11 protein-coding genes are annotated in these 13677 nt (G+C 53.6%); 4 read left to right on the top strand and 7 right to left on the bottom strand.

What is annotated here, in order from left to right; all coding sequences use genetic code 11:
• Positions 1–4 precede the first annotated feature (4 nt).
• From plsX to yceD, 3 genes are all read right to left on the bottom strand, one after another.
• Positions 5–1039 carry a phosphate acyltransferase PlsX gene (plsX, locus tag ABU190_RS10390; RefSeq protein WP_354691243.1) on the bottom strand — a complete coding sequence of 345 codons (1035 nt, stop codon included), beginning with the start codon at positions 1037–1039 and terminating at the stop codon, positions 5–7.
• A gap of 64 nt (positions 1040–1103) precedes the next feature.
• Positions 1104–1277 carry a 50S ribosomal protein L32 gene (gene rpmF, locus ABU190_RS10385; RefSeq protein WP_020457446.1) on the bottom strand — a complete coding sequence of 58 codons (174 nt, stop codon included), beginning with the start codon at positions 1275–1277 and terminating at the stop codon, positions 1104–1106.
• Between the two features lie 51 nt (positions 1278–1328).
• The gene (gene yceD, locus ABU190_RS10380) at positions 1329–1850 is read right to left on the bottom strand and encodes a 23S rRNA accumulation protein YceD (protein ID WP_354691242.1); all 522 of its coding nucleotides are present in this window, start codon (positions 1848–1850) and stop codon (positions 1329–1331) included.
• 141 nt (positions 1851–1991) lie between these two features.
• On the opposite strand from yceD, the gene ABU190_RS10375 reads away from it, so the two are divergent.
• Together ABU190_RS10375 and ABU190_RS10370 are read left to right on the top strand one after the other, a co-directional pair.
• Positions 1992–2576, top strand: coding sequence for a nucleoside triphosphate pyrophosphatase (locus tag ABU190_RS10375; protein WP_041851731.1), 585 nt, complete (start codon positions 1992–1994; stop codon positions 2574–2576).
• A 43-nt stretch (positions 2577–2619) separates the two neighbouring features.
• Positions 2620–3864 (top strand): MFS transporter, encoded by a 1245-nt coding sequence (locus tag ABU190_RS10370; RefSeq protein WP_354691241.1) that lies wholly within the window; start codon positions 2620–2622, stop codon positions 3862–3864.
• A gap of 30 nt (positions 3865–3894) precedes the next feature.
• On the opposite strand, the gene rluC is transcribed toward ABU190_RS10370, so the two are convergent.
• Complete coding sequence (gene rluC / locus ABU190_RS10365) at positions 3895–4851, bottom strand: 23S rRNA pseudouridine(955/2504/2580) synthase RluC (RefSeq protein ID WP_354691240.1); 957 nt, start codon at positions 4849–4851, stop codon at positions 3895–3897.
• A gap of 572 nt (positions 4852–5423) precedes the next feature.
• On the opposite strand from rluC, the gene rne reads away from it, so the two are divergent.
• Positions 5424–8633 carry a ribonuclease E gene (gene rne / locus ABU190_RS10360; RefSeq protein WP_354691239.1) on the top strand — a complete coding sequence of 1070 codons (3210 nt, stop codon included), beginning with the start codon at positions 5424–5426 and terminating at the stop codon, positions 8631–8633.
• 40 nt (positions 8634–8673) lie between these two features.
• Here the strand turns inward: rne and ABU190_RS10355 are convergent, their stop codons facing one another.
• Positions 8674–9612 carry a LysR family transcriptional regulator gene (locus ABU190_RS10355; protein ID WP_354691238.1) on the bottom strand — a complete coding sequence of 313 codons (939 nt, stop codon included), beginning with the start codon at positions 9610–9612 and terminating at the stop codon, positions 8674–8676.
• A 118-nt stretch (positions 9613–9730) separates the two neighbouring features.
• Here ABU190_RS10355 and ABU190_RS10350 point away from each other — a divergent pair, with 118 nt between their 5' ends.
• On the top strand, positions 9731–10945 hold the full coding sequence (locus ABU190_RS10350; protein WP_354691237.1) for an MFS transporter: 1215 nt from the start codon (positions 9731–9733) through the stop codon (positions 10943–10945).
• 76 nt (positions 10946–11021) lie between these two features.
• On the opposite strand, the gene flgL is transcribed toward ABU190_RS10350, so the two are convergent.
• A complete protein-coding gene (flgL, locus tag ABU190_RS10345) occupies positions 11022–11972 on the bottom strand; it encodes a flagellar hook-associated protein FlgL (RefSeq protein WP_354691236.1) in 951 nt (316 codons plus the stop codon).
• Between the two features lie 14 nt (positions 11973–11986).
• Positions 11987–13627 (bottom strand): flagellar hook-associated protein FlgK, encoded by a 1641-nt coding sequence (flgK, locus tag ABU190_RS10340; RefSeq protein WP_335257235.1) that lies wholly within the window; start codon positions 13625–13627, stop codon positions 11987–11989.
• Positions 13628–13677: the final 50 nt, after the last annotated feature.

Here is a 13677-nt window from a genome sequence, read left to right as displayed (position 1 = left end):
ACGCTCAGTCTTTTTCCGGTAACACAGATTCCAGGCGAGCGGCAATTCGCCGGGGAACTTGCCGCTGCACCGCCTGCACTGCCTGTTCAATCGCGACGGTAAATGCTCGCTGATTGGCAGCACCATGACTCTTAATCACCGTGCCGCGCAATCCTAACAGACAGGCGCCATTATACTGGTCGGGGTTGAGGTGACTGAATCGCCTGCTCAGGCTTTTTTGTAACCAACGCTTTAATAAAATCAGCCACCACGACCGTTTTTTCCCTTCACCCTGTGATTTCAGCAGCGAAAGAAACACTCTGACAACACCTTCCATCGTTTTTAATGTGACGTTTCCCGTAAAACCGTCACAAACCAGTACATCCGTTTTACCGGTGAGTAATTCGTTCGCTTCCAGATAACCAATATAGTTAATTGTCGGAACCGCTTTTAAAATCGCTGCAGCATCACGAATGTTGTCATGGCCTTTGGTCTCTTCTTCACCAATGTTCAGAAGCGTCACGCGGGGGTTAGCGATCCCCACGACTTCTTCCGCCATCACCGCACCCATTACTGCAAACTGCGCCAGCATCTTGCCATCGCAGTCGACGTTGGCGCCTAAATCGAGCACCACCGTTTTCCCTTTCTGCTGGTGCGGTAAAACAGTCACCAGCGCGGGACGCTCAATTCCCTCAATGGGTTTGAGCAACATTTTAGCCAGCCCCATCAGCGCGCCGGTATTACCGGCACTGACGCAGGCCTCGGCACGACCTTCTTTTACAAGCTCCAGCGCCATCCGCATTGAACTGCCGCGACTGTTGCGGACAGCTTGCGAGGGGCGAGCATCGCTGGCAATAACTGACTGTGCGGGAATAACAAGCAAACGCGAGCGTTGCTCGAAATCAGCTTTGGCGAGCAATGGTGTGATAGCGTCGGGATCGCCGACTAAAAGAAGATTAAGATGCGAATTAGAGTTCAGTGCCTGCAAAGCTGCAGGCACTGTCACGGAAGGGCCAAAATCGCCCCCCATGACATCTAACGCCAGGGTTAGACGAGTCAAGGTATCGGTAAATCCCCGTTTTCACGGGGAAATCCTCACTAAGTTTGATCACGCTTGCGCGTGATTACTTAGTGATTACCTTGCGACCGCGGTAGAAACCGTCGGCGGTAACGTGGTGACGCAGGTGGGTTTCACCAGAGGTTTTGTCTACAGACAGGCTGGTGACTGCGGTCAGCGCGTCATGAGAACGACGCATGCCACGTTTGGAACGGGTTGGTTTATTCTGTTGTACGGCCATGGACCTTACTCCTTAATTACGATTTACCCCCGTTTGAGCGGGGAAAACCTATTACTTACGCTTTAAGCTGGCTAATACGGCAAATGGGTTTGGTTTTTGCGCTTCATCAGGCAGTTCACCAAAGACCATGTCCGCCTCGGACACTTCACAGTGTTCAGAATCATGCACCGGAACTACGGGCAAGGAGAGGATGATTTCATCTTCAACCATCGCCAGCAGATCGATTTCACCGAAGTCGTTAACCTCAATCGGTTCATACGCTTCCGGCAGTGCTTCAGCCTGTTCATCTGAACGGACAGGACTAAAACAATATGTTGTGTGAACATGATGGGTAAACGGCTTGCCGCAACGCTGGCATTCGAGGGACACCGTCACTTTCGCATCACCGGTTATAACCGCGAGGCGTTGGTTGTCGATGGCGAACGAAATGGAGCATTCCACATCACTGTCCACACTGACTACAGATTCGGCGACACGCTCAACCTGATTGGGCAGATAGATGCCCTCATAATCAAGGCGTTTCTGAGCCGTGCGAACCGGATCGAGAGTCAGGGGTAATTTTACCTTTTGCATAGGGCGCGCATATTAACTTTGTAACGTCATAGAGTCAAAGAAAAAGGCAGCCTGAGGTTGCCTTTTGCCAATAATTCGCACACATTGCGGCCTACAGTTTAAAATGCCTGTCATGGTTAAGCCATATTTGGTGAAAAAAATATGTCAGATATTGTTCTTGCATCGACATCGCCCTGGCGTCGTGCGTTATTAGAGAAGCTCGGGCTGGCGTTTGAATGTGCCGCGCCACTGACCGACGAAACCCCACAACCCGGCGAGTCCCCCCGCCACCTCGTGCTGCGACTGGCACAAGAGAAAGCGCAATCGCTGGCCCAACGTTTTCCCCATCATTTGATTATTGGGTCTGATCAAGTGTGCATGCTGGAAGGTGAAATTACCGGCAAGCCGCTGACCGAAGAAAATGCACGTCAGCAATTAACCCGGGCAAGCGGAAATATTGTGACATTTTATACCGGGCTGGCGCTGTTTAATTCCGCAACGGGTCATTTACAAACCGAGTGCGAACCTTTCGATGTGCATTTTCGCCACCTGAGTGCCCAGGAAATAGAAGACTACGTGCGTAAAGAAAACCCTCTGCACTGTGCGGGAAGCTTTAAGAGTGAAGGTCTTGGGATTGCGCTTTTTGACCGCCTGGAAGGTCGCGATCCGAATACGCTGGTTGGCCTGCCGCTGATTGCACTGTGCCAGATGCTACGCCGGGAAGGCTGTAACCCGCTATCGCGCTAATAAATCTACTCATGTACTAAGGTTATGTAAGGAAGCCCCGGTGGTGAAACGTCGCGTATCTCAAGAGCCGTCAGCGGGGCTGTGGTCGCTGGTTGCCCTGGCCAGTCTGATTTTAATGATAACCATGGGTGTACGGCAGACGGTGGGGCTGTTTGTCCACCCTATTGTGCACTCCACCACAGTGAGCATTGCCGAAGTCAGTATGGCACTGGCAATAGGCCAACTGATGTGGGGCGCATTTCAGCCACTGTTTGGTGCCTGGGCGGATAAGCGTGGTGCTTTCAACGTGTTGGTCATCGGTGCTGTCCTGATAGCGCTGGGACAGCTTGGCACACTGTGGGCGTCCTCTTTTTTACCGCTGACGCTCGCACAGGGACTGTTAAGCCCGGCTGGCGCCGCCGCGGGTAGCTTCTCTGTATTGATCGGCATCGTCGCGGGAAGATTGCCATCTGATAAAGGCTCCGTTGCCAGCGGTATGATTAACGCCGGTGGTTCCATGGGGCAATTTATCTTCGCCCCGTTAATACAATTTATTGTCAGTCTGCGTGGTGTCGCCGCAGGACTGGTTTTCCTGGCCCTCGCCGCGCTGTCGACAATAATTCCATCGTGGTTTCTGTGTCGGAAAAGCGAAAAACCTTCGCCCACGCTGACTCAACCTGCAGTATCAGACGATCCGGGGCTTAAACAGCAAATTCGCGCGGCCTTTCTTCATCCCAGCTATCTGCTTCTGCATGCCGGTTTTTTGACCTGTGGCTTCCATGTGGCGTTTCTCACTACGCATTTGCCGAGTGAAGTTAGCCTGTGTGGACACGATGCCTCAGTCTCTGCCATTAGCCTTTCGCTGATCGGTCTTTGTAATATTGCAGGCAGTATTTTCGCGGGGTTTCTCGGAAAGCGATTCCCGATGAAATATATCCTCGCCGTGCTATACGCGTCCCGAGCAATACTGATCATCGCTTTTTTGCTGTCACCAAAAACGACGCTGGCATTCTATCTCTTCGCCTGTGCGATAGGCTTAACCTGGCTTGCTACCGTGCCGCCAACGGCAGGTATTGTTGGTAAGTTGTTTGGAACCCGTTATCTGGCGACACTGTTTGGCTTTACCTTGTTTTCACATCAGGTCGGCGCTTTCTTTGGCGCGTGGCTGGGTGGACTGGCCATGCAATATGCGGGAAATCTCGACTGGGTATGGTATGCAGATATCGCCCTGGCCCTACTGGCAGCGCTGGTTAATCTGCCTATTAAGGAAAAGAACACTGCGGTGCCGCTTAAACCGACTCGCGCATAAAAGAAAGGCGGTCACCATGACCGCCCTTGCTTATGCTTTCTTGTTGCGTAGCACTTGCAGACAACGCTTGAGTTGATCGTCCAGCGGCGCTTCTATACGAATAGTTTCGCCGGTATTAGGGTGGGTAAACTTCAACGCTGCGGCATGCAGAAACAGCCGTGTTAACCCGGTGCCTGCCAGTTGTTTATCAAACTCACGATCACCATATCGATCGTCAAAGGCGATCGGATGACCCGCATATTGGGTATGAACGCGAATTTGATGCGTACGACCCGTTACCGGGCTGCAACGGACCAATGTCGCGACATCATAACGCTCTTCGACTTTAAAGCGGGTTTCTGACGGCTTTCCTTCCTGGTTGACGCGCACAATACGCTCACCGCTTTGGAGAATATTTTTCAACAGAGGCGCCTGCACCACTTTGACGTGGGACTGCCACTGGCCGCGCACCAGCGCCAGATAATCTTTCTGCATGCCTTTATCACGCAACTGCTCGTGCAGCGAACGCAGCGCGGAACGTTTTTTGGCGACCAGCAGCACACCGGAAGTGTCACGATCCAGACGGTGCACCAGTTCCAGAAAACGCGCTTGCGGACGTAATGCACGCAGCCCTTCAATGACGCCGAAACTTAACCCACTACCGCCGTGTACCGCAGTACCAGAGGGTTTATTCAGCACCAGGATATGTTCATCTTCATAAAGAATGACGTCGCTCAGCGCGGCAACTTTTTGCAGGTGCGGCGAAACCGCTTCCTCTTCCCGTTCCGCAACGCGGACAGGTGGAATACGCACTTCATCGCCCGCTTCCAGCTTATATTCCGGCTTCACGCGTTTTTTATTCACGCGGACTTCGCCTTTACGCAAGATGCGGTAAATCATACTTTTTGGCACACCTTTCAGTTGGGTGCGCAAAAAGTTATCGATGCGTTGCCCCGCTTCGTCATCGGCGATAGCAACAATTTTTACGGAAGGAGTCTCAGTTTTCATGGGAGGCGATTCTAAATAGCGTCGATGAATAGCGCCACTCATTTTTATATGCTTATATTTACTTTTGATCCTGGTCTGCTTCGTTCGACACAGACGTTTTGGCGGTTATTAAACCAATCGCCAGGCAAAAGTGAAAAAACTGTGAGTAACCGGGTGATAAAAGGTAAAAGTCAGCTTGCTATAACAGGGTTCGCAAGGAATAATGTTGCAGTTTTCCGCGTTGGATCTTGTTATCACAAGCAATTGTGCGGAATGACCAGTTTTGCCTGTCCGACCATACACGCAGCAATGGCGTAAGACGTATTGGACTTTCAGGCAGTTAGCGGGCTGCGGGTTGCAGTCCTTACCGGTAGATGGAATCTTCTCTGGAGAGTTTTTCCCAGGCTGTTCCCCTGATAATTGCGCTGTGTTTTCCACAGGAAATACAGGCAACCGACACACTGCGCCTCTTAAGCGAACGACAACCGTGAGGTTGGCGACGTGAACAGACACGAGGCCATCGGTTCTCCCCCGGAAAGGCGTCATCATGCCCGCAGCTTAGTCGTCAATGTAAGAATAATGAGTAAGTTACGATGAAAAGAATGTTAATCAACGCAACTCAGCAAGAAGAGTTGCGTGTCGCCCTTGTTGATGGGCAGCGTCTGTACGATCTGGATATTGAAAGTCCTGGACACGAGCAGAAAAAAGCGAACATCTACAAAGGTAAAATCACCCGAATTGAACCGAGCCTGGAAGCTGCCTTTGTTGATTACGGCGCTGAACGTCACGGTTTCCTTCCCCTCAAAGAAATTGCCCGCGAATATTTCCCTGCTAATTACAACTCTCATGGCCGTCCGAACATCAAAGATGTGTTGCGCGAAGGTCAGGAAGTTATCGTCCAGATTGATAAAGAAGAACGCGGCAACAAAGGCGCTGCGCTAACTACCTTTATTAGCCTGGCAGGCAGCTATCTGGTACTGATGCCAAACAACCCGCGCGCGGGTGGCATTTCTCGTCGTATTGAAGGCGATGACCGTACCGAACTGAAAGAAGCGCTGGCCAGCCTCGAATTGCCCGATGGCATGGGTCTGATCGTCCGCACCGCCGGTGTGGGTAAATCTGCCGATGCCCTACAGTGGGATCTGAGCTTCCGCCTGAAACACTGGGAAGCTATTCAGAAGGCCGCTGAAAACCGCCCTGCTCCGTTCCTGATTCACCAGGAAAGTAACGTTATCGTTCGTGCTTTCCGTGATTATCTGCGTCAGGACATCGGCGAAATCCTTATCGATAACCCGAAAGTGCTTGAGCTGGCTCGCCAGCATATCTCCGCGCTGGGCCGTCCGGATTTCAGCAGCAAAATTAAGCTCTACACCGGTGAAATCCCGCTGTTTAGCCACTACCAAATCGAATCGCAGATTGAATCCGCCTTCCAGCGTGAAGTCCGTCTGCCGTCCGGCGGCTCTATCGTTATCGATAGCACCGAAGCGTTGACCGCCATCGATATCAACTCCGCGCGTGCAACCCGTGGCGGTGATATCGAAGAGACCGCCTTTAACACTAACCTGGAAGCGGCCGACGAAATTGCACGTCAGTTGCGTCTGCGTGACCTCGGCGGTCTGATCGTTATCGACTTTATCGATATGACGCCGGTACGCCATCAGCGCGCGGTGGAAAACCGTCTGCGCGAAGCCGTTCGTCAGGACCGTGCGCGTATTCAAATCAGCCATATTTCTCGCTTCGGCCTGCTGGAGATGTCCCGTCAGCGCCTGAGCCCGTCACTCGGCGAGTCCAGCCACCATGTGTGCCCGCGTTGTAGCGGAACCGGGACTATCCGTGACAACGAATCCCTGTCACTTTCTATTCTGCGTCTCATCGAAGAAGAAGCGCTGAAAGAGAATACACAGGAAGTGCATGCCATCGTTCCGGTGCCGATCGCCTCCTATCTGTTGAACGAAAAACGCGCCGCCGTAAGCGCTATTGAAACCCGTCAGGGTGGCGTGCGTTGCGTAATCGTACCGAACGACCAGATGGAAACGCCGCACTATTCCGTACTGCGCGTGCGTAAAGGCGAAGAGACAACCACCCTCAGCTACATGCTGCCGAAGCTGCATGAAGAAGAGATGGCTATGCCGTCAGACGAAGAATCTGCTGAGCGTAAACGCCCTGAGCAGCCTGCACTGGCGACCTTTGTCATGCCGGAAGTTCCGCCTGCGCCAACGGCACCTGAAGCCCCTGTAGCGAAGCCGCAACCGGCTGCCAGCAGCGAGCCTTCGGTAGCGGCATCGGCTGCCCCGGGTCTTCTTAGCCGTCTTGTCTCCGCCCTGAAAAACCTGTTTGCCGGAAGTGAAACTGCCGCACCAGCCGAAGTTCAGGAAGAGAAGAAAGAAGAGAAGCAGGAGCGCCAGCAAGATCGCCGCAAATCGCGCCAGGGTAACCGTCGCGATCGCAATGAACGTCGTGAGCCGCGTGCAGAAGGTAATGAAGGGCGCGAGAACCGCGATGACAATCGCCGTAATCGCCGTGAGAAACCGCAGCAGAATGCCGAAGCGCGTGAAGCTCGTCAGCCTGTACCTGTGGCTGTAGAAGAGACGGAAAAAACGAAACAGCGTGATGAGCAGCAGCCTTCCCGCCGCGAGCGTAATCGTCGTCGTAATAGCGACGAAAAACGCCAGGCACCGCAGGATGTGAAAGCGCTGAACCGTGAAGAACAACCTGAGCAGGAAGCCGAACAGGAAGAGCGCGTTCAGGTGATGCCGCGTCGTAAACAGCGTCAGTTGAACCAAAAAGTCCGTTTCGGTGATGCTCCGGCAAGCACAAGTGAAGAGAGTGTTGCCGTAGAACCGGTCGCCACGGAAGCTCCTGTACAGCGTACAGAACTGGCCAAACTGGACCTGCCGGCTGTTGTAGAAAACGTCGCTGAGCAAGAAGAAACCGCAGAAAACCGTGATACCGCAGGCATGCCGCGTCGTTCTCGCCGTTCGCCGCGTCATCTGCGCGTCAGCGGTCAGCGTCGTCGCCGTTACCGTGATGAGCGTTATCCGGCACAGTCCGCAATGCCGCTGGAGATTGCCTGTGCTTCTCCGGAAATGGCGTCCGGCAAAGTGTGGGTTCGCTATCCGGTTACGCGTCCTCAGGACGAGGCGCAAGAAGCGCCGGTTGTTGAGCAGCAAAACAGTGCCATCGCTAACGATGTCGCACCTGCCATTGCCGAAGTCGAACAAGTTGTGGCCGCCACCGCTCAGCAAGAGCAGCAGTCCGTCGTAGCTGATGTACAGGCACCGGTTGAGGAAGTGGTTGAAGTCGCACCGCAGGCACCGGTTATCGAGCCAGAGCCTGTTGTGGTCGAAACCACGCATCCGGAAGTGATCGAAGCCCCGGTTGAAGCACAGCCGGAACTGATCGCAGAGGAAGACCGTCCGGTCGCCGAAGAGGTGGCGCAAGCCGCTGAACCTGCGGTTGTTACACCGGTTGTTGAAGAAACAGCACCTGTTGCAGAGCAACCGCAAGCGCCTGTCGCTGTCGAGGAAAAACAGCCAGAAGCTACCCCGGTAGCCCCGGTTGTTGAACCTGTGGTACCGGTTGCTGCAGCGATTGAGCGCGTAGCCCCTGTGGCAGCCAGCGAGGTCCATCACGCCACTGCGCCGATGACCAAAGCACCTGCACCGGCCTATGTGCCGGAAGCGCCGCGTCACAGTGACTGGGTCCGTCCACAGTTCAACTTTGACGGCAAAGGTTCTGCAGGCGGTCACAGCGCCACGCATACCGCAACAGCGCCAGCTACACGACCGAACGCAGCGGAATAAGCACTCTGCTGATAAAAAGCCGACCTCCGGGTCGGCTTTTTTATGCTTTCAGCGCAGGCTGTCGCATTCCGCTCAGGCCCGGCATCACCTCGCGCATCAACTGGAGAAACATCCGCAAACGTGCCGGATAATAACGCGCCCAGGGGTACACCAGATGCACAGGCAACGGTGGGATCTGCCACTCAGGCAGTAAAGCCACCAGTCTGCCATTGCCGATATCCTCTTCCACCGTCCAGCTTGAGACAACGGCCACACCCAGCCCTGACAGCGCGGTATTACGTGCCACATACAAACTGTCGGTATAGAGCCTGGGCGCAATAGTTATTTGCTCTGTTACCCCGCTAAGCGCGTTGGTGACGGCAACGTTATGCTGGTAAAAGGTGCTTAACGCAATCCACGGCAGCGCCGCCAGATCCTGAGGCGTGCGGATTTCCGCAAAACGGGCCAGTAGCGTCGGCGATGCGACAATGGAACGCGGAACTTCGGCAAGCAGGACGGAAACCGTCGCCGGGTCCACTTCGGCCCCAACCCGAATAGCGCAATCAAGATTCTCGCTGAGAAAATTGACGGTCTTATCATTAAGCATCCATTGCACTGAAAGCTGCGGATAGCGCTCCAGAAAATGCGTCAGCGGGACCAGGAGCTGTTCCTGACCGAAGGCATGAGGCGCCCGTACACGAAGCATCCCGACGGGCTCGTCTTCTGTCTGGCTCAGTTCATCTTCCAGCGCAAGCCAGGCATCAATGACACGTCTCGCATGTTGATAGCAGCGCTCGCCATCGTCGGTGAGCTTCATCGCATGGGTGGTCCGAAGAACCAGTTTGACCCCGAGCATGGTTTCCAGCGACTGCAGACGACGACTCACCGTGGCCTGCGTGGTATTGAGCTGACGCGCTGCGGCCGATAGCGACCCCGCCTCAACAATGCGCACCAGCGTGCGCATCAGATCAACGCGGTCTATACGTTCTGCACGCTGCATTTAAATTTCCCCCATACGTTTCACGTATAACCGTTTTACCACTCTGCTGGCTACCGCGTCACGCTGTAATCGACAAAAATACATTCACACCAACTATGAATATGTTTGAGGAAAAGTTATGAACCGTCGTTCTCAATCGTTAAATCCGGCGCAGTGGATTATCTTTGCGCTGGCGCTGGGGGCGGGTTTTAGCGTCGCCGCGATTTATTATGCACAACCCTTATTACCACTGATGGGCAGCGATCTGCATTTGACCGTTAACGGAATGGGGCTGGTTCCGACGCTGACGCAGGCAGGCTACGCGCTGGGCATCCTCTTTTTATTGCCACTGGGCGACCGCTACGATCGTCGTCATCTTATTCTTGCGAAAAGCGTGGCGCTGGCTTTACTGCTGCTGGCCTGTAGCCTGATGGCACATTTGCCGGGGTTATTACTTATCAGTCTTTTGATCGGGATGGCGGCCACCATGGCGCAGGATATTGTTCCCGCCGCCGCCATTCTTGCCCCCGAAGGTAAGCAAGGAAAAACCGTCGGTACAGTGATGACGGGGTTACTGTTGGGTATTTTACTTTCTCGTACCGTGAGCGGCGTTGTCGGCGCAGCGTTTGGCTGGCGCATTATGTTCCAGCTTGCTGCTGTCAGCATTGCATTTATCGCCGTTCTGATGTGGTTTGTGTTGCCGCGATTCGCCGCGCATTCAACGCTCGGTTATCCCGCGCTGATGAAAACGATGGCACATCTTTGGCAGCGTTACCCTGCCCTACGCCGTGCTGCGTTTGCGCAGGGCTTTTTATCCATCGCGTTTAGCGCTTTCTGGTCAACGCTCGCTGTAATGTTGCTGGATAACTATCAGCTCGGAAGCGCCGTCGCAGGTATGTTTGGTATCGCAGGTGCAGCAGGCGCACTGGCGGCACCTTTAGCAGGGGGGCTGGCAGATAAAGTCGGTGCTGAAAAAGTGACTCAACTGGGTGCCGGGCTGGTCACAATATCCTTTGCGCTGATGTTCGCACTGCCAGCATTGCCACCGCATGGGCAACTGGCACTGATAGCCCTGTCGGCTGTTGGTTTTGATCTTGGCTTACAGTCCAGTCTCGTGGCGCACCAGAATCTGGTGTATGGCCTGGAGCCAAAGGCGCGTGGCCGTCTGAACGCCCTTCTCTTTACTGTCGTGTTCATTGGGATGGCGCTGGGTTCAGCGCTGGGCAGTAAAGTCTACACTATCGCCGCATGGCCTGGCGTGGTGGCGCTGGCGACGTTGACTGGCGCAGTCGCCCTGGTGATCCGTTTAGTGGATAACCGTCGTGTTACTGCACAATCGCGCAATATCGGCTAAAAAAAAGGCCCACACCGGATACCGGTGCAGGCACACAGAACATGTTCCAGTTTCCAGACATGTTCTAAAGCGAAGATTACTTATTGAGCTGGAACAGCGACATGCCTTGCATGTCGCTAAATGTTTTATAGGATGCCTGCAATGCCGTCTGCTGCATGGTGTAAGACGAGATGACCGAGTTCCAGTCTACATCAACGAGATCGCTCATCTGTGTTTTCAGCGAAAGCGAACGGTCATCACCCAACTCATCGAGATTGGTCAGCTCTTGTAACTGCGTACCCAACTGTGCACGAACGGTCGATACGTTATTCAGCGAGTTAGTCAGGCCACGGTTGGCTTTATCCAGGGCTGCCTGGGAAACAGCCTGTGCTGCCTCGTCACCTGAAACCGGGACTTTCAGCGCTGCGATTGCGTCATCTAACATACTGAACACGTTGGTTTGCGAAGTACTACCATCCGGCTCCGGGATCGCATTGCTGGTAATACTATTGAAAACCTGGTTACCCGTATGGGCAATGACCATGCTACGGGACGCATCCACCTGCTGACTGATCGCAACATTGCCGCCGTTGTAAGTACCTGCGGCATTAAACGGTGGAGTGTCGGTTTTATAGCCACCAAAAATATAGCGACCATTACCATCAGTGCTGTTAGCCAGGTTGAGCAATTGATCGCGAACACCTTGTAGCTCTGTCGCCATAGACGCACGGTCATCGTCGCTCAGTGTACCGTTCGCAGCCGCAACCAGTGAGGTATGTGCCGCAGTTACAGCAGTGGTTACCTGCGACAACACGTTCTCTTCCAGCGATACTTTCTGGGTAGCGAAAGTACGCGCGGTTTTATACTGTTCGTTCTGCTGCTGCGCCTGAGAAACCACTACAGCCTGGGAGGCGGCAATCGGATCGTCAGAAGGCTTATTCACGCGCTGGCCTGTCGACATTTGCAAGCCATAATCCATCCACTTAGTCTGTGAATTGGTAATGCCACGCATGTTTTGGTCATACATCATCTGAGTACTAATACGCATCTCTTACCCCTTACTTAGCGTACGTTCAGTATCGCATCGAACAGCGTGTTTGCCGTCTGCAACACCTGCGCGTTTGCGAGATAATATTGCTGGTAACGCTGCAGGTTACCGTACTCTTCGTCGAGGTTGACGCCAGAAATCGATTGTTGCTGGTCAGAAAGCTGCGTAACCACATTCGCCTGCGTCGTACTGCTGGTTTTCAGCGTCGAAGTCGTTGTACCGACATAGCTGATCATTGACGCGTAGGCATCGTTAAAACTTTTTGTATTGCCGATGACTTTGCTGTTTTGCAGATTTAACAGCGCCTGACCATTGGTGTTGTCGCTTTTACCGGAAGTCGCGCTGGCGGCCATGGCAATTTTCGACTCATCGGTGATGGCCACGCTCATATTGGTAATGGCGTTCACGACCGGTTTCACCGTGAAACTGTCGTTTTTGTTCGCTGTACCGGAAACGCTGATAGTCAGACCGTCAAAACTGAGGTTGCCGCTGGCATCCGGCGTAACGGCAAACGCCGTGTTATCCGCCAGTCGGGTCACATTCCAGCCAGTATCGGTTTTAATCAGTTTATAATCCGTCGCCTGCACTTGTGTACGGTCACTGATGGCTGCTGTCAGCGCGCCAGTACCGCTGTTTTTCGCATTGCTCAGGGTGGACGGCGTGCCAATCGTGAAGAAGTCGGTACCCGGATCACCATCGACATCATAGCCTTGTTTATGCTGAGCATTGAACGCATCGGCGAACGCATAAGCCAGTTGGCCCAGCGTATTGCGTGTCTTATCCAGATCCTGAGAGCGGAAAGTCAACACGCCCCCCAGCGAACCGGTGGTCAGCAGTTTTTCCGGAATTTCAATGTTCCCTGCGGTCGGGTCAACATATGCAACCGTCGTACGGGCAGGGTCATCACTGGAGGCCACCGCGGCCAGTTGACGGGCAGTACTGCCCTGAACCAGCGTATAGCCATTCGCCATTGTGATGTTAAACGTGCTGTTGTCCTGGACACTGACTTCAACGCCCACGATGCCGTTTAGCTCACTTACCAGTTGGTCGCGCTGATCCAGTAGGTCGTTCGGCGATGCGCCGCCACCTACTGCCGTCAGACGTGAAATCTGGTCGTTCAGATTAGCGATTTGGCTGGTGTAGTTATTAATCTGATCAACGCTTGATGAGATAGATGTGTTAACCTGTTTGTCCTGATCGCGCAGGTACTGGTCAGCCACTTTAAACTGGTTAACCAGGCCATCGGCTTTACCCAGTACACTCTGGCGGGATGATGAATCCTCGGCGTTACTGACCAGCGTCTGAACGCTGGAGAAGAAACCTTGCAGCGCAGTAGCCAGCGTATTGGTTGAACCCGACAGCATGTTGTCAATTTTTGACATCTGGTTATAACGGGTCGTCAGGCTGCTGCTCTGGGTATTCGCTGCGCGTAACTGGTTCGTAATAAACGAATCATATTCACGTTGCACACCAGAGACAAACGCACCGTTGCCAATCCACCCACCAGCACCCAGAGTGCTATTCGCCGCAGTCAGGACTGTTGTCTGGCGGGTATAGCCCGTCACGTTATAACTTGAAATGTTATTACTGGTGGTATTAAGCGCCGCCTGGGCTGCACTGAGCCCACTCATCGCGGTATTAATCAAGTTGGCCATTGAGGTTCCTTATAAACTTTGAGACATAAGTCCTGCTAACGATTATCGGC

Origin of the sequence: Phytobacter sp. RSE-02 (assembly GCF_040578655.1) — a bacterium.
GTDB classification, from domain to species: Bacteria; Pseudomonadota; Gammaproteobacteria; order Enterobacterales; family Enterobacteriaceae; genus Phytobacter; species Phytobacter diazotrophicus.
This window is presented reverse-complemented; position numbering and strand designations above follow the sequence as displayed.

Excerpts from the sequence above, each read along its gene's own strand:
- flgL (WP_354691236.1), bottom strand. The coding sequence starts at position 11,972 with ATGCGTATTAGTACTCAGATGATGTATGACCAAAACATGCGTGGCATT.
- ABU190_RS10355 (WP_354691238.1), bottom strand. The coding sequence starts at position 9,612 with ATGCAGCGTGCAGAACGTATAGACCGCGTTGATCTGATGCGCACGCTG.
- rpmF (WP_020457446.1), bottom strand. The coding sequence starts at position 1,277 with ATGGCCGTACAACAGAATAAACCAACCCGTTCCAAACGTGGCATGCGT.
- flgK (WP_335257235.1), bottom strand. The coding sequence starts at position 13,627 with ATGGCCAACTTGATTAATACCGCGATGAGTGGGCTCAGTGCAGCCCAG.
- ABU190_RS10350 (WP_354691237.1), top strand. The coding sequence starts at position 9,731 with ATGAACCGTCGTTCTCAATCGTTAAATCCGGCGCAGTGGATTATCTTT.
- rne (WP_354691239.1), top strand. The coding sequence starts at position 5,424 with ATGAAAAGAATGTTAATCAACGCAACTCAGCAAGAAGAGTTGCGTGTC.
- ABU190_RS10375 (WP_041851731.1), top strand. The coding sequence starts at position 1,992 with ATGTCAGATATTGTTCTTGCATCGACATCGCCCTGGCGTCGTGCGTTA.
- rluC (WP_354691240.1), bottom strand. The coding sequence starts at position 4,851 with ATGAAAACTGAGACTCCTTCCGTAAAAATTGTTGCTATCGCCGATGAC.
- yceD (WP_354691242.1), bottom strand. The coding sequence starts at position 1,850 with ATGCAAAAGGTAAAATTACCCCTGACTCTCGATCCGGTTCGCACGGCT.